The following is a 21,340-nucleotide window of genomic DNA, read 5'->3' on the forward strand; positions in this document are numbered from 1 at the left end:
CTGCCGCAGCCCCAGGCGTTACGTCTGCGGTGCGGCTGACCGCGACCGCTTTCTGCGCCGCAGCTTATCCATCATCAGGTAGATCACCGGCGTGGTGTAGAGCGTCAGTAACTGGCTCATCACCAGACCCCCTGCAATGGTAATCCCCAGCGGCTGACGCAGTTCCGCCCCGTCGCCACTGGATAACACCAGCGGCAGCGCGCCAAACAGCGCCGCCAGTGTGGTCATCATGATCGGCCGGAAGCGCAGCAGACACGCCTGGAAAATGGCATCCCGTGCGCTGAGCTGGCCGTTGCGCTCAGCTTCCAGCGCAAAATCGACCATCATGATGGCGTTCTTTTTCACGATACCGATCAGCAGCAGGATACCAATCAGGGCAATCAGGCTGAAGGGCGTATCAAACAGTTCCAGCGCCAGCAGCGCGCCCACGCCCGCCGAAGGCAGTGTGGAAAGGATCGTCAGCGGATGCACATAGCTCTCATAGAGGATCCCCAGCACGATATAGACCGCGGCAATCGCCGCCAGCATCAGCCACAGCTGGCTGCTTTGCGACTGCTGAAACACCTGCGCCGTGCCGGCAAAGCTGCCGCGTACGCTGGAAGGCACGCCCAGCGCGGTCATGGTGCGCTCAATCGCGTCAGAGGCCTGTGACAGCGAAACCCCTTCCGGCAGATTGAACGAGATGGTCGAGGCGGCCGACAGCCCTTCATGGTTCACCGACAGTGGGGCATTGGCGGGCTGCCAGTGGGCGAACCACGACAGCGGAATCGCTTTGCCTTCGCTGTTTATCACAAACATCTGTGACAGGGCACTGATATCCTGGGTATAGCGCGGATCCACCTCCATCACCACTTTGTACTGGTTAAGCGGCTGGTAGATGGTGGAGATCTGCCGCTGGCCAAAAGCGTTATTTAACAGCGCATTGGCTTCGGAAACATCGATACCCAGACGGGCCATGCTTTCTCGATCGTAGGTCAGCGCCATCTCGCTGCCTTTATCCTGCTGATCGGAGTTCACATCCGCCAGCTGCGGCAGGGCAGAGAACGCCTGACGGATTTTCGGCTCCCAGGTGCGCAGCGCGTCGAGATCGTCCGACAGAAGCGAATACTGGTATCCGGCGTTCGACTCCCGGCCGCCGACGCGCAGATCCTGCACCGCATTCAGATAGAGGCTGGCACCCGGCTCTTTCGCCAGCTTGTCGCGCAGCCGGGCAATAACCGCCTGGGCGTTCTCTTTCCGCTCAGAGAGCGGTTTCAGGGAGATAAACATGGAGCCGCTGTTGGTGCGCATGCCGCCGGTAAAGCCCACCACGCTGTCCACCGCCGGGTCGGCCCCGACGATCTCCATGAAATCCTGCAGCTTACTGCGCATCGCCTGAAACGAGATGCTCTGGTCGGCGGAGATAAACCCGGCGAGTCGCCCGGTATCCTGTTCCGGCATAAAGGTTTTCGGGATAGAGACAAACAGCCAGCCGGTCAGGGCAATCGTGGCGAAAAAGAGCAGCAGCACCCAGCGCGCATGATTCAGCACCACGCTTAACGATCGGCCATAGCCCTGCTGAATCGCCATCAGCAGCCGACCTGCACCGCGCCGGCGCGGCTGGCTGCGTGGCGCGTGAGGCTTCAGCAGATACGCACACATCATCGGCGTCAGGGTGATCGAAATAACCAGCGAGATGGCGATCGCCACCGACAGGGTAATGGCAAATTCCGAGAAGAACCGGCCAATCAGCCCGCCGATCATCAGCAGCGGCAGGAAAACCGCAATCAGCGACAGGCTCATCGACAGCACGGTAAAGCCCACTTCGCGCACGCCCTTCAGCGCGGCGGCCAGCGGTTTCATACCCGCTTCCACATGGCGGGCGATGTTCTCCAGCACCACGATCGCATCGTCCACCACAAAGCCGGTAGCTATGGTCAGCGCCATCAGCGACAGGTTGTTGAGGCTGAAGCCGCACAGGTACATGGCCGCGAAGGTGCCAATCAGCGAGACCGGCACGGCGATGGCGGGGATCAGCGTGGCGCGCCCGGAGCGCAGGAACACGAACACCACCAGAATCACCAGCCCGACGGCGATTAACAGCGGCTGCTCCACTTCATGCAGCGAGGCGCGGATGGTAGGGGAGCGATCCTGGGCAATCTGCAGGTCGATGGCGGCCGGGATCACCTCATGCAGCAGCGGCATCTCGGCACGGATGCGGTCAACCGTCTCAATGACATTCGCGTCAGGGGTTTTGCGGATCAGCAGCAGCACGGCCGGTTTACCGCGTGACATCCCGGCGTTGCGTACGTCCTGAACGGAATCTTCCACGGTCGCCACATCAGACAGCTTCACCGCCGCGCCATTTTTATAATGCACGATTAGCGGCTGATACTCGCGGGCGGTCTGCAGCGCGTCATTGGTGCGCAACTGCCAGCGCTGCTGTGAATCATCCACTGCGCCCTGCGGGCGGCGCTGGTTGGCGTCGGAAATGGCGGTGCGCACCGCATCCAGCGAGACACCCTGATTAAACAGCGCCTGCGGATTCAGCGCCACGCGCACGGCGGGCAGCGAACTGCCCCCCACGGTAACGTCGCCGACCCCCTGAATCTGTGACAGCTTCTGCGCCAGCTGCGTCGAGGCATAATCGTAGAGCTGGCCCGGATTGTAGGTATCCGAGGTCAGCGTCATGATCATAATCGGCGCATCAGAGGGGTTCACTTTGCGGTAAGTCGGACGTGAGGGCATGCCGGTCGGCAGCAGGCTTTGCGCCGCGTTCAGCGCAGCCTGCACGTCGCGCGCGGCACCGTTGATGTCGCGGTCGAAATCGAACACCAGAATGATGCGGGTACTGCCCAGCGAGCTCATCGAGGTCATTTCACTGACGCCCGCGATACGTCCCAGCGACCGCTCCAGCGGCGTGGCGACCGACGACGCCATGATCTCGGGTGAGGCCCCCGGCAGCGAGCCGGAGATGACGATCACCGGAAAATCGACCTGCGGCAGCGGGGCAACCGGCAGCAGCCGGAACCCCAGAATTCCGGCCAGCGCAATGGCCAGCGTCAGCAGGGTGGTGGCGACGGGCCGGTGAATAAACAGGGCAAAGAACTTCACTCTGCGGCCTCCGTGCGGCCGAAGCGGCGGCGGGTGGCGTGCGCCAGGCGATCAAACAGCAGGTAGATCACCGGCGTGGTGAACAGCGTCAGCACCTGACTCAGAATCAGGCCGCCGACCATCGCAATCCCCAGCGGATGACGCAGTTCCGCGCCGACCCCGGTGCTGAGCATCAGCGGCAGCGCACCCAGCAGGGCCGCCAGCGTGGTCATCAGAATCGGACGAAAGCGCAGCAGTGAGGCCTGATAGATGGCGTCATAGGGTTTCATCCCCTGTTCACGTTCGGCCGCCAGCGCAAAGTCGATCATCATGATGGCGTTCTTTTTCACAATACCGATCAGCAGGATGATGCCGATGATCGCCACAATATCCAGCTCGTTACCGCTGAGCATCAGTGCCAGCAGCGCGCCGACACCGGCCGTGGGCAAGGTGGAGAGGATGGTGATGGGGTGGATGAAGCTCTCATAGAGCACACCCAGCACGATATACATCGCGACAATCGCCGCCACAATCAGCCAGACGGTGCTGCTCAGCGCCGCTTCGAACGCCAGGGTGCTGCCCTGGAACTGGGTCATCATCTCAGCCGGCATCCCCAGCTCTGCTTCAGCCTGCGACACCGCTTTCACCGCATCTTCCAGCGAGTAGCCGTCAGCGACATTAAAAGAGAAGGTCGCCGAAGGAAACTGGTCGAGATGGCTGATGCTGAGGGGCGCATGGCGCTGTTCGATGCGGGCAATGGCGCTCAGCGGCACGCTGCCGCCGTCGGTGCTGTTCAGGCGAATAGCGTCCAGGCTCTGCAGGCCCGGCGTGGCGTGATTGTCCTGCTCCAGCACCACGCGATACTGATTGGCCTGGGTGTAGATGGTAGAGATCAGCCGCTGGCCGAAGGCGTTATAGAGCGCATTATCGACATCCGCCATGCTGATGCCGAGGCGGCTGGCGCTGTCGCGATCGACATTGACGTAGGCTTCCAGCCCCTGATCCTGCCAGTCGCTGCTGACATCGCGCAGCTGCGGCAGGGTTCTGAGCCGGTTCAGCAGGGCGGGCACCCAGGTGCTGAGCGACGACAGGGAACCCGACTGCAGCGTGAACTGATAGGGGGTGCGGCTCGCCTGCGTATCGATAGTGAGATCCTGCACCGCCTGCAGCCACAGCTGGACGCCCGGCAGCTGACTGACCTGCTGTTGCAGGCGCTGCTCGATTTCAGGAATGCGGTCGTCGCGCTCATCCAGCGGTTTCAGGTTGATCTGCAGCCGCGCGCTGTTCAGCGAGGCGTTGGTGCCATCCACGCCGACAAAGGAGGTCAGGCTCTGCACCGCCGGATCTTTCATGATGACTGAGGCGACGTCGCGGGTGCGCTGCGCCATGCTGGCGTAGGAAACGGACTGGGGAGCCTGCAGCGTACCCTGAATAATGCTGTTGTCCTGCTGCGGGAAGAAGCCTTTGGGAATGACCATCCAGAGCACCAGGGTCAGAACCAGCGTGCCCAGCGCCACCGACAGCGTCAGCCAGGGATGATTCAGCACCCGGCTCAGGCCGCGACCGTAAACGGCCACGATGCGGTCAAACATCGCTTCACTGGCCCGGGAGAAACGGTTCTGTTTGCGCAGCGACTCTGCGCTCAGCATTCTGGCGCACATCATCGGCGTCAGCGTCAGCGAGACCACGGCAGAAATCAGAATCGCCACCGCCAGCGTCACGGCAAATTCGCGGAACAGGCGGCCAATCACATCCCCCATAAACAGCAGCGGGATAAGCACCGCAATCAGCGAGAAGGTGAGGGAGATGATGGTAAAACCGATCTCGCCAGCCCCTTTCAGCGCAGCGGTGAGCGGCTTTTCTCCTTTCTCGATATAGCGTGAGATGTTCTCAATCACCACGATGGCATCGTCGACCACAAAGCCGGTGGCGATGGTCAGCGCCATCAGCGTGAGGTTGTTGATCGAAAAACCGAGGAAATACATCGCGGCAAAGGTGCCGATCAGCGACAGCGGCACGGCGACTGCCGGGATCAGGGTGGCCGGCACATTGCGCAGAAAGAGGTAGATAATCATCACCACCAGCGCCATCGCCAGCATCAGCTCATGCTGTGTGTCACTGACCGACGCGCGGATATTGGTGGTGCGGTCGGTGAGCAGTTTCACCTCCACCGATTTTGGCAGCGTCGCCGTCAGCGCAGGCAGCATGGCGCGAATGCTGTCGGCGGTGGCGATGATATTGGCTCCGGGCTGACGCTGGACGTTGAGCACAATCGCCGCATCGCGGTTGGCCCACGCACCCAGCCAGCTGTTTTCCGCGCCCTGTTCGATGGTCGCCACGTCGCCAAGCCGCACCGGTGCGCCATTTTTGTAGCTGATAATCAGCTGGCGGTAATCCTCGGCAGATTTCATCTGGTCATTGGCTGACAGGGTGACTGAGCGGGTCGGGCCATCCAGGCTCCCTTTGGCGGAGTTGACGTTGGCATTGCTGATCGCGGTGCGCACGCTTTCGCTGGTCAGACCCAGCGCCGCCAGCGCCTGGGCATTCATTTTTACCCGCACGGCCGGACGCTGACCGCCCGACAGGGTGACGAGGCCGACGCCGCTGACCTGAGAAATCTTCTGCGCCACCCGCGTTTCCACCATGTCCTGAACCTGCGTCAGCGGCATGCTGCTGGTGGTGACCGCCAGCGTCATGATCGGCGGATCGGCCGGGTTCACTTTGCTGTAGACCGGTGGATTGGGCAGATCGTTGGGCAGCAGGTTGGTGGCGGAGTTAATGGCGGCCTGCACCTCCTGCTCCGCCACATCCAGCGGCAGCGACAGCTGGAACTGCAGGGTCACAACCGAGGCGCCCCCCGCGCTTTGTGACGCCATCTGTTTCAGGCCGGACATCTGGCCAAACTGGCGCTCCAGCGGGGCGGTAATGGAAGAGGTGACCACATCCGGGCTGGCGCCCGGATAGAGCGTGACCACCTGGATGGTCGGATAGTCTACTTCTGGCAGGGCCGACACCGGCAGGAAGCGATAACCCAGCACCCCGGCCAGTAAAATCGCAATCATCAACAGCGTGGTGGCAACCGGACGCAGAATAAACTGCCGTGACGGCCCGCCACTGTGATCGGGAGGCATGACCTGCATTACTCACGCTCTCCTTTTGACGGCAGGGTGGCCCGGCTGCTGCCCGGTGCACTGCTCTGGGCGGTCACGACCTCGACTTTCGCACCTTCAGTCAGACGATCCAGACCGTCGGTGACGACACGCTCACCCGCTTCCAGACCGGCGCTGACCACCACCTTCTGGCTGTCCTGCAGCCCGGCCATCACGCTTTTCTTACTGACCTTGTTGTCGCTGTTGACCACCCAGACAAAGTGGCCCTCGTTGCCCATCTGCAGCGCGGCAGGCGGGATCACAATCGCATCCTGCAGGGTGTTGACCTTGAGGCGCACATTGACGAACTGGTTGGGGAAGAGCGTGTCATCCTGATTGTCAAAACGCGCTTTGATTTTGATGGTGCCGGTGGTGACATCAATCTGGTTGTCCAGGCTCAGCAGCTTACCGCTGGCAATCAGATTCTGGTTACTGCGATCCCAGGCTTCCACCAGCAGTGGCTCACCGCTTTTCTGCGCTTTCAGAATCGGCGTGATGCTGTTTTCTGCCAGGGTAAAGACCACATCGATCGGCTGCGTCTGGGTGATGATCACAATGCCGTTGGTGTCGCCGCTGGTCACGTAGTTGCCGACATCCACCTGTTTCAGACCAACCCGACCGGCAATGGGTGCGGTGATCCGACTGTAGGTGAGGTTAAGCTGCGCACTGGCGACACTGCCCTCATCGGCTTTCAGCGTGCCGAGCGTTTCGCTGACCAGCGAGCGCTGGGTATCCAGATCCTGTTGCGACACCAGCGACGTTTTCGCCAGCTTTTCATAGCGTGCCAGGTCCCGGCGGGCGTTAGCCAGCGTCGCCTGATCTTTCGCCAGCTGGCCCTGTGCCTGGGTGAGGGCTACCTGATAAGGCCGCGGATCGACTTCCGCCAGCAACTCGCCCGCTTTGACCTGCTGACCTTCGGTAAAATGGATCGCCAGCAGATCGCCATTCACCCGGCTGCGCACCGTGGCGGTATTGGCGGCGGTGACGGTGCCGAGACCGCTCAGATATTGCGGCACGCTCTGGCGGGTCGCTGTGGCGGCCTGAACCGGTGCCAGCGAACGGCGTGCGCCGTCATCGCCACCCTTACCGCGTGGGGCTGGCGAGCCACTCTGGCTGCTCTGCGGCTCAGCGGGGCGCTGCCAGACGTAATAGCCGCCAGAGGCCACGGCGATCAGGGCCAGCACGATCAGGGTTTTTTTCATAACAGGATGTCGGGTGCTCATGATTGTTGATGCTCTCCAGCAGTGACGTAGTCCCAGGCGCAGGCATCAAAGGGGGAGCCTGCAAACGACAGAGTGTAGTCGCCTCTGACAGGCAGAAATTGAAGGAATTAAGGATATCTGTCAGGACGGCGTAATTATGCCTGTTCTTTCATTAATCGCAGCACAATCGTCATTAAGCCATGAAAATCCCTTTGCTATGCTGAAATAAAGACCCTTTATCAGGCAAATAAGGAGCAGAGGATGAGTCAGAATCAAACCCGGCAGTTAGGTGACAGTGGTATCGCGGTGCCGTTACTGACGTTTGGCGGCAATGTATTTGGCTGGACGGTAGATCAGCCGACCTCCTTTTCGCTGCTGGATGCGCTGGTGGAGAAAGGACTCTGGTTTATCGACACAGCCGACGTCTATTCCCGCTGGGCACCGGGCAACAAAGGGGGAGAATCGGAAACCATTATTGGTGAGTGGCTGAAAAAAAGCGGTAAACGTGACCAGATCGTACTGGCGACCAAGGTCGGCATGGAGCTGTCACCCGAGAAAACCGGGCTGAAGCCGCAATATATTCGCCAGGCGGTCGAAGATTCACTGCGCCGGTTACAGACTGACTATATCGATCTCTATCAGGCGCATCGCGACGACCAGGATACGCCGCTGGCCGACACCCTGAGTGCCTTCGACAGCCTGATCCGTGAAGGGAAAGTGCGTGCCATCGGAGCCTCTAACTACAGTGCGGCGCGGCTTGAGGAGGCATTGCAGGTGAGTGAGAGCCAGGGGCTGGCGCGCTATGAGACCTTACAACCTGAATATAACCTCTACGACCGTCAGCCCTATGAATCGGAGCTTGAGCCGGTGGTCATGGCGCACGGTCTGGGCGTCATCAACTACTACTCGCTGGCGAGCGGTTTTCTCAGTGGCAAATACCGTGATGCGGCTGATGCCGGAAAAAGCGCACGGGGGCAGGGCGTGGTAGAGAAATACCTCAATCCGCGCGGATTGCGGATTCTCGACGCACTGGATGCCATCAGCGAGGCGCATCAGGTGACGCCGACGCAGGTCGCACTCGCCTGGCAGATCGCCCGTCCCGGGATTACCGCGCCGATCGTCAGCGCCACCTCGCTTCAGCAGATCGACGACCTGGTGGGGGCGACACAGCTGACCCTGACCCCAGAGCAGATTGCACAGCTGGACGAGGCCAGCCGCTGATTCAGGGGGCGCTAGCGCCCCTTTATCGATTACGCCTGTCAAAAAATGCGCATTCTGCCCGCAGAATAACCATTCAGCGATCCCGATCACAAATGCGTTAATAAACTGATGTTTCAGGAAGTTATGCGCACGTATTTACAAAAATTGAAGCTTATCCAGCACTATCCTCTGCGCGTCACTTCCTGTCACTCACATAAGAAAACGCACCATGAAAAACAGACAAGCAGAGCACGCTTTTCCGCTGCGCCGTGTGGCAACCGGCACCCTGATCCTGGCTATCCTCTCCGCGCCCGCTATGGCGGCTGACGCTCTGAGCCCGGATTCCGAATGGATGTTTGGTGACTGGGACGGTTACCGAACGCAGCTGCAGGACGAAGGGATTAAGTTTGACGTTAACTACACCATGGAAAGTGCCGCCAATCTGGGTGGCGGCGCAGATACCAACACCACCATGCGCTATAGCGATCAGTGGACGTTTGGCACCAACTTCGATCTGGAAAAACTGCTGAACTGGCAGGATGCAGAGTTTCAGATGACCGTCACTAACCGCGACGGACAGAATCTCTCTGAGCAGGTGGCGGATAAACGCACCGGTATGCTCTCATCGGTTCAGGAGGTGTACGGTCGCGGTCAGACCTGGCGGCTGACGCAGTTCTGGTTGCGCAAAGGGCTGTTCAACGATGTGGTTGATCTGAAAGCCGGGCGGGTCACCGTGGGCGAGGACTTCGATAACTTCGACGGCAACCTGTTCCAGAACCTGGCGCTGGGCAGCGGCCAGGCGGGTAACTGGCGCGGCGACCGCTGGTTCAACTGGCCGGTCTCGCAGTGGGGCGGTCGGGTAAAAATCAATATGACGCCTGAGCTGTTCTTCCAGGTGGGTTTCTACAACCAGAACCGCGCCAACTACGATCGCGGCGATGGCTTCCGGCTGGATACCAGCAACTCTGAAGGCAATCTGGTGCCGGTCGAACTGGGCTGGAAACCGACGTTCGGGCCGGAGAAATTACCGGGTAACTACCGCATCGGCTACTACTACTCGTCAGTGGATGGCGATGTTTATGGCAGCTGGCACAACGGCGGCTATCAGGATCAGGCTCACGCCTATGGCGGCTATCTGCTGTTACAACAGCAGCTGACCGCGCAGGATGGCGATGTGAATCGTGGTCTGGGCGTGCGGGTGCAGGCTGTGATGAACGATCACAAGACCTCGAAAACCGACAACTACCAGTCTGTCGCCTTGACCTGGACCGGTCCGTTTGATGCCCGTCCGCAGGATGAGATTGGCGTAGGCGCATCACGCATTCATGTGAACAGCGACTATACCCGCTCACTGCGTCAGCAGAATCAGGCTAATGGTGAGAGCCGCTTTGACAGCCCGACCTATCTGCCGATTCAGGAAGGGTCAGAGTACAACTATGAGGTTTACTACAACGCCAAAGTGACGAACTGGATGTCACTGCGACCTAACCTGCAGTATGTCGTAGCACCGGGTGCGGTGAGTGAAGTCAAAGATGCCTTTATCGGCGGTATCAGCGCCAATATTGCCTTCTGATCCTCAATAACACCTGAACAGAGGACTCTCAGACATAAAGCGATGGGAGTCTGCTCTCAGTTACCCGCAAAAAAAACGGCACCCTCAGGTGCCGTTTTTAGTATTACAGTGCCAGCCTAGCGGAACAACACCTCTGCCCAGCGGGCCAGACCGGCCGTGACCGAGGCGAAATCATCGCCACCGGCAATCGGCGTGTCGGGCAGCGTCTGCTGCAGCGCCGCGCGCAGCAGAGGCGAACGCGCACTGCCGCCCGTTAGGTAAATGACATCAGGCTTAATCTGGCTGGTGGCTAAGGCGAGCTGCACCTGCTCCAGAATTTTCTCCAGCGGCTGACTGATCGCCTCCTGCAGCTGACCCACACTCACGTCTGTCTGCAGCGCGGCGGCCACGAAGTCGAGTGAGGCGGTATGCACCGGAGCGTCTGACAGCGCAATCTTGCTCTCTTCCGCCGCGCGCACCAGGCGGTAACTCAGCTTCTGCTGCCACACTTTCAGCAGTCGCGCCACGATGTCACCCTGTTCTGCGTCACGCACTAAATCCCGCAGCCATTTCCCGCAGGCGGCGCTGTAAAAGTCGCTCTGCGCCGGCACATCGTTGATGGCAATCGCGTTCCACCACGGCAGCGCGGGCAGGGCGGTGCCCTTCTGAGTGTTGCCGCCCAGACCCAGCAGCGGCATCAGCGTCTTAAAGGCCAGCATGATATCCAGATCGTTACCCCCGACGCGACAGCCACTGTGGCCCAGCAGGCTTTCACGACGATCGGCTCTGTTGCGCCATTGCGGGCCCATCAGCAACATCGAACAGTCGGTGGTGCCGCCGCCGATATCCACCACCAACACCCGCGTCTCCTGCTGCAGGGTCGCTTCGAAATCGAGTCCGGCGGCGACGGGTTCAAACTGAAACTCAACGTCACGGAATCCGGCGCGGTGGGCGGCACGCAGCAGGATACCCTCTGCCTGCTGGTTCGACTCATCGCTGCCCAGCCCCTGGAAGTTGACAGGGCGACCGATCACCGCCTGATCGAGGGTCTGCCCGAGCTGGCTTTCACCCTGCTGGCGGATGTGCAGCATCATGGCGCAGACCAGATCTTCAAACAGGGCGATCTGCTGTGGCTTCAGACCACTGGCACCCAGAAAGGATTTGGGGGATTTAACGAACCAGACATCTTCGGGATCGACCATGTAGTGCTGCAGGGCGGTCAGACCAAACTGCACGCTGCCGGGCTGAACCTCGATATCCTCTTCGCGGTTGTAACGCAGCGCGCGCTGCAGCAGCGCGGTGGTTTCACTGTCAGGGGTTGCCACCTGATGATGGCGATAGAGCCATTCGCTGACCGACTCGCGGGTCGGTGCACAGATCATTGACGGCAGCAGACGCTGACCCTTTTCCAGCGTTAACAGACGCGGCGAGCCATTTTCGCTCACTGCAATGGAGCAGTTAGCCGTGCCGTAATCGAATCCTATGAACATTTTCGCCCCCATGCCGGAAAAAAGGGGGCGACTTTAGCGCAGCTTCAGCAGGGTGGCAAGCGGCCAGCGCGGGAATCAGCGGATAGCAAAGAGGCGATCTTCTGCCAGGGAACGGAGCGGCTGACGCTCGGTTACCGCGCTGCCCCAGACGCCATCGACGTCAAGATCAGCCAGCGTGCTAAGCACCGCCGGAACGGAAACCGGACCCGCCAGCACCGAAATATGGCGCTGCGTTGCCTGGCCCTGAATGATGGTCAGCAGCATCTCATCCATCAGGCTGGTGTGGGCGTTCGCAACCAGTTCCGGTGCCAGCACCAGGTAATCCACTACTTCGTCACTCAGCAGATTAAAGGCGTCCAGATTGCGGCCAAAATGGTGCAGCGCGATACGACAGCCACACTCACGCAGCTGCAGCAGCGCGGTATAGAACCGATCGCTTTTACTCAGTACGCTGGCGGCCGGGAAAGCAAAACCACAGCGGCTGCTGGCGAGACCTGCGGCGACAAAGCGCTGACAGAGTTGCTGCACAAAAGCGGCGTCACCGAGCAGCTCTTCACTCAGCGGCAGGATGACCGGGATCCCTTTTTTGTTGAGCGTCCCGACGTCCTGGCGGAAAAAGGCCTCGATGATATTGCTATCGAGCCGGCGACGCAGCGTTTCATCCGGCAGGTTATGACGCAGCAGGGTTTCATCCACCAGTATCCCCTCTGCAGTCAACAGCTGGACCTCCAGCAGCCAGATAAAGGCTGACTGAGGCGTTTTGGGTGGGGCGACAGCCCAGGCGGGCAGCTCAATTTGCAGCGCATCAATCATCGCAGCATCCACTCCCTGAGGGTTGCCCGGCAGCGGCAGGCGGTGCTGTTCAAAGACGACCAGCCGTCCGCGCCCGCTGCGTTTGGCGTTGTAGCAGGCGATGTCTGCCTGCGACAGCACATCACCGCTGACACAGTTGTCGGCGGAAATCTGTGTGACGCCCGCGCTCGCCCCCACCTGATAGCGGCGTTCCTGCCACTGGAAACGATAGTCGTTTACGGCGGCCACAATCCGCTGCACCACGTCACGCGCCTGGTCGACCTGACAGTCGGCCATCAGCAGGGCAAACTCATCGCCGCCCAGTCGGGCCAGGAAATCACTGCTGCGCAGATGGTGCTGCATCAGCTCTGAAAGTTCCCGCAGTAACGCATCGCCCGCGGCATGGCCGGCGCTGTCATTGACCGCTTTAAACTTATCCAGGTCGATGAACACCAGCACGTGCTGATGATGATGTTCAGCCGCGTCAAACAGCAGTCGCTTAAGCTGCAGCTCAAAACTGGCCCGGTTAGGCAGACGCGTCAGGGTGTCATGCAGCGCGCTGTAGCTCAGGCGCTTCATCAGTTTTCGTGACTCGCTCACATCCTGAATAACCATCACCGCGCCCTGTTCAAGACCCGCTTCGGAGCGCAGTGGCGTAATGCTGTAGTGAATATCGATATGGCCGCCATCCGGGGTGTGCAGCACCAGATCTTCATCCAGGTCGGGGGTGATTTTTTCCGGCGGTAACTGGCACAGCAGCAGATTCTCCACCTCAGGGCCGGTCTGTCCCTGGGTGATGTGCAGCAGCTCGCTCAGCGGCTTGCCGGCGGCCTGCTCCTGAGACCAGCCGCTCATCTTCTCCGCCACCGGATTCATAAAGGCTACGCGCATCGCTTCATCGGTACTGATCACCGCCTCGCCGATCGAGTCCAGGGTGATCGCCATGCGCTCTTTCTCCTGAAACAGCGCTTCATTAAGATCGCGCAGCGGCGTAATGTCCTGACAGATGCCGAGCATACGCTCGATACGGCCCTCTTTACTCAGCTGCCGGTTCGCCTGCGTGCGGATCCAGCGCTGACCCTGCGCGTCCACGATGCGGTACTCCATATGGAATGCACTGCGCAGCTCTATCGCCTGCTGCACCGTCAATGCGGCATATTCGCGGTCGGCGGTATGCAGCAGATGGAGCCAGAGGTCATAGCTGGGCGACTCGTGCGGAGCCAGACCAAACAGGGCGTACATGCGCTTGTCCCACAGCATCTCGCCGGTCAGCAGGTTCCACTCCCAGACGCCGATGCCGCCGGCCTCATTCGCCAGCGTGATGCGCTCCATCAGCCGTCGGTTTACCTGCTCGCTCTTTTTCAGCTCGGAGATGTCGATGATCTGCGCAATAAAATAGAGCGGTGCCGTGTCGCCGTCACGCACCAGCGACACTGTCAGCCGCGCCCAGACGATCTCGCCATCCTTGCGGAAATAGCGTTTTTCAAAGGTGTAGGTATCAATCTCACCTTCCAGCAGCTGGTTTACATGCTGCAGGTCGAGGGCCAGATCGTCTGGATGGGTAATCTGCTGAAACGTCAGCCGCTTCAGCTCCTCTGCCGGGTAGCCCAGGATCTGGCAAAGCGAACGGTTCACCTGCAGCCAGTTACCCTGCGGCGCGACCAGCGCCATACCGATCGCGGAGTACTCCATCGCATGACGGAAACGGGTTTCACTGTCGGTGATATGCAGCTTTTCGCGCCGGAACGCATCCATCACCAGCGACATAATATGGCTGGGGATCAGGACCAGCAGGAAGGGTAACCAGCTGGAAACCGGGCCCAGCGCGGTGTTGTTATTCACCACGCTGACCAGGTTACAGGCCAGCAATAATGCGATAAAGCTGGCATTGAGGAAGAACAGCACAAACGCCTGCAGCTTAGGCAGGCGAACGGCGCACCAGAAGAGGATCACCACGATAAAGGTAAAGGGCCACGGCATGAAACGCAGTGCCAGGTAGCTGGCGCCTAAAGTGATAAGCAGCGTCAGCACGCACTCCGCCGGACGCAGATCGCTGAAGTGCGCGCGACGCAGCGGCCATGGCATCAGCAGTAACATCGGGCCTAACACCAGCATGCCGATGATTTCAGAGATCACCCAGGTATAGAAGAAGGGAAACGACGCATGCCCGCTGACCCTGAGCATCCACAGCGCCAGCAGCCCGCCGAGCAGCGGGGTCACAATGCCCACCGACAGCACCAGCCGTGCCCAGTCGTGCAGCGAATTCAGCGGCGCACGCCGATCGAGCAGGGCGCGCAGCAGCATCCCGCCCACGCCCGCCTGCACCAGGTTGAGCAGGGCGAATTTAATGTTAGCGAGGGCAGGGCCGATGACGATGGCATTAGCGGCTGCGGTGCCGAGCACGCAGGCCGTCAGCAGCAGCGGCAGCTGACGTAGCGGGCAGCGAAACACCACAATAGTCATGAAGGTGGTCGGGAACCAGAGCGGTGAAATTTTCACGCTCACCACGATCAGTTCAAGACAGAACAGCGTCAGGACAAATACCGCACAGCCCAGAAGCAGGGCCGAGAGCCAGCGGCCAGGTGTGCTATTTTGCGGGGCAAAGATCTCAATCGTCATGCAGACTTCCGGCAGGGTGCAGGGCTCCGCAATGGCGAATCAGGCACCGGTCATTCTCTGACTGCATGCTAGCACATTCGGCAAAGAAAAAAGGGAGGAAATCGAGTTTGCCCGTTATTCAGCGAATTGACGGGCAGGGAAATATCGATGGGCAGCCTGTTGATTACTGGCGAAAAAGATCGGCCCGGGTGTAGGGTTTTTCCAGACCCGCCAGGCTGGCGGAGAAGCGCTCCAGAAACTGCTGGGTAGTGGCAACGCGACCGTGACTCATCAGGACAAACGGCACGAGCAGCGCGGCCCCGATTTGCGGCCAGCTGAAGCCCTTTAGCGCGGTGCGGCGCTGGGAGATCAGAAACGCGGTGCTCAGCGTGAAGCCCAGCAGCAGACCGGTCGCCACCTCACTTTTCGAGTGTGCGTGGATAACGAGACGGGAGAAACCGACCATCAGCGGGATAAGATAGCCAACGCCAATCGCCGCCACGCGCAGCAGCGCAGGCCAGCGCCCGGAGATCAGCCACAGCATCACTGGCCACAGGGTGGCAGACATGGCGCTGTGACCGCTGAAGCCGGTAAAGTTGAAGCGGGCGCTGCCGATGCCAAAGCCCAGAAACAGAATTTTAGAGAGACTGACGGTCAGACCGGCCAGGCCAAATGCCACAATCCAGTAAAACACCGTAAGACGGTTATCACTCTTCCATGGCAGAATCAGCGCAATAATCACCGCTGTCGGAATCAACAGCATGCTGTCGCCAAAATAGGTCAAAGTCTTCCAGTGCATACAACTCCTGATGCATCATTCGGTCGTCACGTTCGCGACACGGGTTATCTGAATGGCCCGCTGCGCAGGCCATTTTTTTCTGAGTAGAAGGTGACACTAGTTTATCGGTGAAATGAGTAGCGTCCAAAGGAGAAAGTCTGAAAAGTCGCAGACGCCATTTCTCTGGCATCAAAAGGCCGAAATCCCTATACTTAGCGCGAACACACCCTCTCCATTTCGGCCCGTCAGCTGCCCGCGTAATGTGTGACCAGTGGCAGGCTCCAGTTATCAGGTCTTAAAAAAGTATGACTGACAAGTCCCATCAGTGCGTGATTGTAGGCATTGCCGGCGCTTCCGCATCCGGTAAAAGTTTAATTGCCAGCACGCTCTATCGTGAAATCCGTGATCAGGTTGGTGGCGAGCATATCGGGGTTATCCCGGAAGATGCGTATTACAAAGATCAAAGTCACCTCACCATGGAAGAGAGGGTTAAAACCAATTATGACCATCCGAGCGCGATGGATCATGATTTACTGCTGCAGCATCTGCAGGCCGTCAAAGCCGGGCAGGATATTGAGCTGCCGGTGTATAGCTATGTCGAGCACACCCGCACCCAGGAAACGCAGATCCTCAAGGCGAAGAAGGTGATTATCCTTGAGGGGATCCTGCTGCTGACTGACGCGCGCCTGCGCCAGGAGCTCAACTTCTCCATCTTCGTGGACACGCCGCTCGACATCTGTCTGATGCGCCGTATGAAGCGTGACGTCAATGAGCGTGGCCGCTCCATGGATTCGGTGATGAGCCAGTATCAGAAGACCGTGCGTCCGATGTTCCTGCAGTTTATCGAACCGTCTAAGCAGTACGCGGATATCATCGTGCCGCGCGGCGGCAAGAACCGTATCGCCATCGATATCCTCAAGGCGAAAATCAATCAGTTTTTTGAATAGTTCACGTCCCTGAGGACGTGAGGCAGACCGGCGGCAGGCACGCCTGCCGGTTTGCTACACTCATGTCATGGAGTTACCGCAATGAGATTATGCGATCGCGATATCGAAGCCTGGCTGGATAGCGGCAAGCTGGCGATTGAGCCGCGTCCGCCGGTCGAGCGCATCAACGGCGCCACGGTCGATGTGCGCCTGGGCAATCAGTTCCGTACCTTCAGCGGTCATACCGCAGCCTTTATCGATCTGAGTGGCCCGAAACAGGAAGTGAGCGCGGCACTGGATCGCGTGATGAGCGATGAGATCGTGCTGGCAGATGGCGAAGCCTTTTTCCTGCATCCGGGTGAGCTGGCCCTGGCGGTAACGCTGGAGTCGGTGACGCTGCCGGACGATCTGGTGGGCTGGCTGGATGGTCGCTCTTCGCTGGCCCGGCTCGGACTGATGGTGCATGTCACGGCGCACCGCATCGATCCCGGCTGGCAGGGCCGGATCGTGCTGGAGTTCTACAATTCCGGTAAACTGCCGCTGGCGCTGCGTCCCGGCATGCTTATCGGGGCGCTGAGTTTCGAGCCGCTTTCTGGCCCGGCTGCGCGCCCTTATAACCGTCGTGAAGATGCTAAATATCGGGGTCAGCAGGGCGCTGACGCCAGTCGTATCGACAAAGACTAATCTGAGGATTTGATGAAAAGAGTGATAACCACGCTGGCCATCCTGTTAGTGGTGGTCGTAACGGGAATGAGCGCGCTGGTGCTGCTGGTCAATCCCAACGACTTTCGTGCCTATATGGTGCAGCAGGTCGAACAACGCAGTGGTTATCAGCTTCAGGTCAGCAGCGATCTGCGCTGGCACGTCTGGCCGCAGCTGAGCATTCTCTCCGGCCGGATGAGTCTGACTGCGCCGGGTGCCAGCCAGCCGCTGGTCTCGGCCGACAATATGCGGCTGGATGTGGATCTCTGGCCGCTGTTATCCCATCAGCTGAGCGTCAGCCAGGTGATGCTGAAAAATGCGGTGGTGCGCGTCACGCCAGACAGCGCTGCCCGGCTGAGTAAAAATGCCCCCCAGGGACCCCGTGATGCCGATCCGGTTGCCCCCTCCGGCGGCTGGTCGTTTGACATCGCGAAACTGCGGGTGGCAGACAGCCTGCTGATCTGGCAGCAGCCAGGCGGCGACGAATACAATTTCCGTGACCTCAACATGAACATGGAGCAGGACGCGAACAAACAGGCGACGCTGGCGCTGAGCACCACGCTGATGCGCAACCAGCGCAACGCCACCGTCACCCTCAAAGGTCAGCTGGATGCTGCCCAGTATCCTCATCGTCTCACCGGCCAGCTCCAGCAGTTTGATTACACCCTTTCCGGTGCCGATATCCCGCCTCAGGGCATTAAAGGTTCGCTCACCCTGCAGGGCGAATGGAATGGCGACCGCCAGCAGTTTGCCTTCAGCAACCTGCAACTCACGGCCAATGACACCACGCTGACCGGTCAGGGTGAGGGCCATATTGCACCGCCGCAGCGGCTGGCGCTGGATCTGAAAGCGACCACGCTGAACCTCGATAATCTGCTGAACGGTGCCCCCGTTGCCGAGACGCCCGGCGTGCAGCGTGCGACCGTCGCACGGTCGCCGGTGATTGCTGCGCCGCGTGAAACCCGCAATGCCGATTCCCCGCTGAACGAGATGGATCTGGCCCTGAAATTACAGGCGGACAGTGCGGTCTGGCGCGGACTGTCGCTCACCGGCCTCACCGTCGATGCCAGCAACCAGCAGGGGCTGATGACCCTGAACACCCTGCGCGGCAAACTGGGCAATGGCAGTTTCTCGATCCCTGGCAGCATTGATATCCGTCAGCCGGAGACGCAGGTGGCCCTGAAGCCCCAGCTCCGGCTGATTGCCATTCAGCCGCTGCTGAAGGCATTTGCGCTGCCGGAGAGTATGCAGGGCAATCTGAGTCTTGATGGCGAACTGGCCGGCGATACGCTGAATGTCGAGGCGGCCAAACGTCGCTGGCAGGGCAGGGCGACGATCAGCGCCAGTAACCTGAAGCTGGCTCAGATTAACCTTCAGCAGATGGTGCAGCGCGCCGTGGCGCGGGTGAGCGACAAAGTCAGCAATACAGAGAAGGCCGATGAAGGCATTGAGTCGATCAGTGCGCAGGTCGCCCTGAATAAAGGTGTGCTCAGCTTCAGCGACATCGAAGGCAATGGTCAGGATCTCGGCTTACAGGGCGCGGGCAGCGTGGATCTGGCGCAGCGTCAGCTGGACGTCACGCTGGGTCTGAAAATTAGTGGCTGGCAGGGTGACGACGCGCTGGTGAAGACGCTCTCTGCTCAGCCGATTCCGCTGCGTATGTATGGCGACTGGGACAGTCTGCAATATTCACTGCCGGTGGATGCCGTGCTGCGTGACCGGTTGCAGAGTGAAGCGAAATCCCGGCTCAATCAGTGGATCGATCGCCAGAAAGATGACGAGAACAAACAGAACCTGAAGAAAATCCTGCGCCCGTAACGGGCGCAGGATCTTACACCTCCTCAACAACAGGGGGCTGGAAGAGGATCTCCACCTTCTGAACCCGGTGGTTTTCAACCTGCAGGGTTTTCAGCAGATAGTCGCCCAGCTGCAGCGCATCGCCGGCCTGCGGGATGTGCTGCAGCTTATCCATCAGTAATCCTGCCAGCGTATGATAGTCGCGCTGTTCATCCAGCGGCAGCTTCACATAGAGCGCCAGATCTTCCAGTGGCATGTGGCCGTTAGCCACCCAGTGGCCTTCAGCCAGAATCTGAATATCGTAACGGGCGTCGATTTCACCGGCTTCGTTCGGCAGATTGCCGGCGATGGTTTCCATCACATCACTCAGGGTGACGACGCCCTCCACCGAACCAAACTCATCCACCACAAAGGCGAAGTGCGTGTGCGCCTGGCGAAACTGCTCCAGCGCCTGCAGCAGCGTCAGGCGTTCAGGAAACACCAGCGGCTGGCGGATGAGGGCGCGCAGGTCGAGCGACACGTTGTGCAGTGACTGATGCAGCAGATCGATGACGTGAACCACACCCAGCGGTTCGCTGGAGTGGTCGGTAATCAGGATTCGCGTGTGCTGATTGCGGTCGAGGCGTGACATGATCTCTGACGGGTCGTCACTGAGATCGATATGTTCGACGTCATGGCGCGAGGTCATGATGCTGTTGACGTGGCGCTGACCCAGGCCCAGCACTCGGGCAATCATCACCCGTTCCTGCCGGTTAAACAGCATGCTGTCATCGCTGTCTGCAATCAGTGACGAGGTCTTTGCGTCCAGCTCCGCCGGTTCCGCCGCGCCACGCAGCAGTCGCAGCACCGCCTCCGCCGTTCGCTGACGCAGCGGGCGGCCCGCCGAGAGGACCCGCCTGCGGTTGAAGTGAGCCAGCTGGTTCAGCGCCTCAATAATTACCGAGAAGCCAATGGCGGCGTAGAGATACCCTTTCGGGATCACAAAGCCAAAGCCCTCCGCCACCAGACTGAAGCCAATCATCAGTAAAAAGCTTAAGCAGAGGATGACAATCGTCGGATGGCTGTTCACAAAGCGGGTTAAGGGCTTACTGGCCAGCAGCATCAGCAGAATGGCAATCGTAACCGCAATCATCATAACCGGCAGGTCGTTGACCATCCCGACGGCTGTAATCACGGCATCTAGTGAAAAGATGGCGTCCAGCACCACAATCTGCGCCACCACCGGCCAGAATTTAGCGCCGCCTTTTTGTTGACCGCTCTCTTCATCATGGCCTTCCAGCCGCGCATTCAACTCTGTTGTGGCCTTAAATAGCAGGAAAATCCCGCCTGACAGCAGCAGCAAATCGCGCGCACTGAAGGGATGGCCCGCCAGCGTAACCCAGGGTTCCTTCAGCGTAACCAGCCAGGAGAGCGAAGCCAGCAGCAGCAACCGGCACAGCAGCGCCAGCAGCAGCCCGATCACGCGTGCCCGGTCACGAAGGGGCCCGGGAAGCTTTTCAACCAGAATGGCGATGAAGATCAGATTGTCGATACCTAAAACCAGTTCCAGAACGATTAGCGTTACTAATCCTGCCCAGAGCGAGGGATCCGCCATTACGTCCAGCATCTCGTGTTCACCTGAATATTTTAAATTGCGTTTTCTCTGATGATAGTGGAGTGCGAAGCCCGGTACAAATGGCAGGGCAGGGGCGTTACAGCCGGATAGCCCGGATTTATCGTGCAAAAGATGAGCATAACGGTGTGACGGTTTGATTAACTCTGCAGAGGGGAGGGGAGATAATTCTTACTCATTCTGCACCGTGAAAACGATATTCACCTGCGGGGCTTATGCGATTTATCGCAGCGGGAGTATGGCATTAATCCGAATTATTACGAAAGGATTGCACTGCCTGTCTGGCTTCAATACTAATCGCTGGTAGTCTTTTTCCTAAAATAGTCCAGGGATAGCGGGACCTGCTTGTAAACAAGCCAGTAATAACTAGTATAGCAACAAGTTAGCAAACTCTTCCCCAGAGTCGTAATTTGCGTACCAATTCGACATTAATCGCAATGTCCGGATTGCGTAATTTGAGCGCGAACGTC

The 21,340-nt window shown here is 59.4% G+C and carries 12 protein-coding genes; 5 read left to right on the forward strand and 7 right to left on the reverse strand.

The features are described 5' to 3' along the window. Positions 1-18: 18 nt before the first annotated feature. From mdtC to HFD97_RS10365, 3 genes are read right to left on the reverse strand one after another with little or no spacing between them, the layout of a single operon-like run. Positions 19-3,093: a multidrug efflux RND transporter permease subunit MdtC gene (mdtC, locus tag HFD97_RS10355; protein ID WP_167431442.1), complete on the reverse strand. Its 3,075-nt coding sequence runs from the start codon at positions 3,091-3,093 to the stop codon at positions 19-21. Then, the gene (locus tag HFD97_RS10360; RefSeq protein WP_167431443.1) at positions 3,090-6,212 is read right to left on the reverse strand and encodes an MdtB/MuxB family multidrug efflux RND transporter permease subunit; all 3,123 of its coding nucleotides are present in this window, start codon (positions 6,210-6,212) and stop codon (positions 3,090-3,092) included. Before HFD97_RS10360 ends, mdtC begins: the two co-directional genes overlap by 4 nt. Then, entirely contained in the window at positions 6,212-7,444 is a 1,233-nt protein-coding gene (locus tag HFD97_RS10365) for an MdtA/MuxA family multidrug efflux RND transporter periplasmic adaptor subunit (protein WP_167431444.1), read from the reverse strand. Before HFD97_RS10365 ends, HFD97_RS10360 begins: the two co-directional genes overlap by 1 nt. Before the next feature lie 240 nt (positions 7,445-7,684). On the opposite strand from HFD97_RS10365, the gene HFD97_RS10370 reads away from it, so the two are divergent. Together HFD97_RS10370 and HFD97_RS10375 are read left to right on the forward strand one after the other, a co-directional pair. After that, the gene (locus HFD97_RS10370) at positions 7,685-8,644 is read left to right on the forward strand and encodes an aldo/keto reductase (protein WP_167431445.1); all 960 of its coding nucleotides are present in this window, start codon (positions 7,685-7,687) and stop codon (positions 8,642-8,644) included. A 208-nt stretch (positions 8,645-8,852) separates the two neighbouring features. Continuing rightward, positions 8,853-10,196: a carbohydrate porin gene (locus tag HFD97_RS10375; RefSeq protein WP_167431446.1), complete on the forward strand. Its 1,344-nt coding sequence runs from the start codon at positions 8,853-8,855 to the stop codon at positions 10,194-10,196. A gap of 116 nt (positions 10,197-10,312) precedes the next feature. Here the strand turns inward: HFD97_RS10375 and yegD are convergent, their stop codons facing one another. The 3 genes from yegD to HFD97_RS10390 form a co-directional block, all read right to left on the reverse strand. Then, a complete protein-coding gene (gene yegD / locus HFD97_RS10380; RefSeq protein ID WP_046102197.1) occupies positions 10,313-11,665 on the reverse strand; it encodes a molecular chaperone in 1,353 nt (450 codons plus the stop codon). A gap of 75 nt (positions 11,666-11,740) precedes the next feature. After that, positions 11,741-15,076 (reverse strand): diguanylate cyclase, encoded by a 3,336-nt coding sequence (locus tag HFD97_RS10385; RefSeq protein ID WP_167431447.1) that lies wholly within the window; start codon positions 15,074-15,076, stop codon positions 11,741-11,743. A 163-nt stretch (positions 15,077-15,239) separates the two neighbouring features. Beyond that, positions 15,240-15,854 (reverse strand): phosphatase PAP2 family protein, encoded by a 615-nt coding sequence (locus HFD97_RS10390; protein WP_009089238.1) that lies wholly within the window; start codon positions 15,852-15,854, stop codon positions 15,240-15,242. A 284-nt stretch (positions 15,855-16,138) separates the two neighbouring features. On the opposite strand from HFD97_RS10390, the gene udk reads away from it, so the two are divergent. From udk to asmA, 3 genes are all read left to right on the forward strand, one after another. Further along, on the forward strand, positions 16,139-16,780 hold the full coding sequence (gene udk / locus HFD97_RS10395) for a uridine kinase (protein ID WP_009089240.1): 642 nt from the start codon (positions 16,139-16,141) through the stop codon (positions 16,778-16,780). An 81-nt stretch (positions 16,781-16,861) separates the two neighbouring features. Beyond that, positions 16,862-17,443: a dCTP deaminase gene (dcd, locus tag HFD97_RS10400; protein WP_009089244.1), complete on the forward strand. Its 582-nt coding sequence runs from the start codon at positions 16,862-16,864 to the stop codon at positions 17,441-17,443. A gap of 12 nt (positions 17,444-17,455) precedes the next feature. Next, positions 17,456-19,279 (forward strand): outer membrane assembly protein AsmA, encoded by a 1,824-nt coding sequence (asmA, locus tag HFD97_RS10405; RefSeq protein WP_167431448.1) that lies wholly within the window; start codon positions 17,456-17,458, stop codon positions 19,277-19,279. A 13-nt stretch (positions 19,280-19,292) separates the two neighbouring features. Here asmA and HFD97_RS10410 read toward each other — a convergent pair whose 3' ends face one another. After that, positions 19,293-20,864 carry a TerC family protein gene (locus HFD97_RS10410; RefSeq protein ID WP_167431449.1) on the reverse strand — a complete coding sequence of 524 codons (1,572 nt, stop codon included), beginning with the start codon at positions 20,862-20,864 and terminating at the stop codon, positions 19,293-19,295. Positions 20,865-21,340 lie beyond the last annotated feature (476 nt).

The sequence above is a fragment of the Pantoea sp. EKM103V genome (assembly GCF_011800365.1).
Lineage (GTDB): Bacteria > Pseudomonadota > Gammaproteobacteria > Enterobacterales > Enterobacteriaceae > Pantoea > Pantoea anthophila.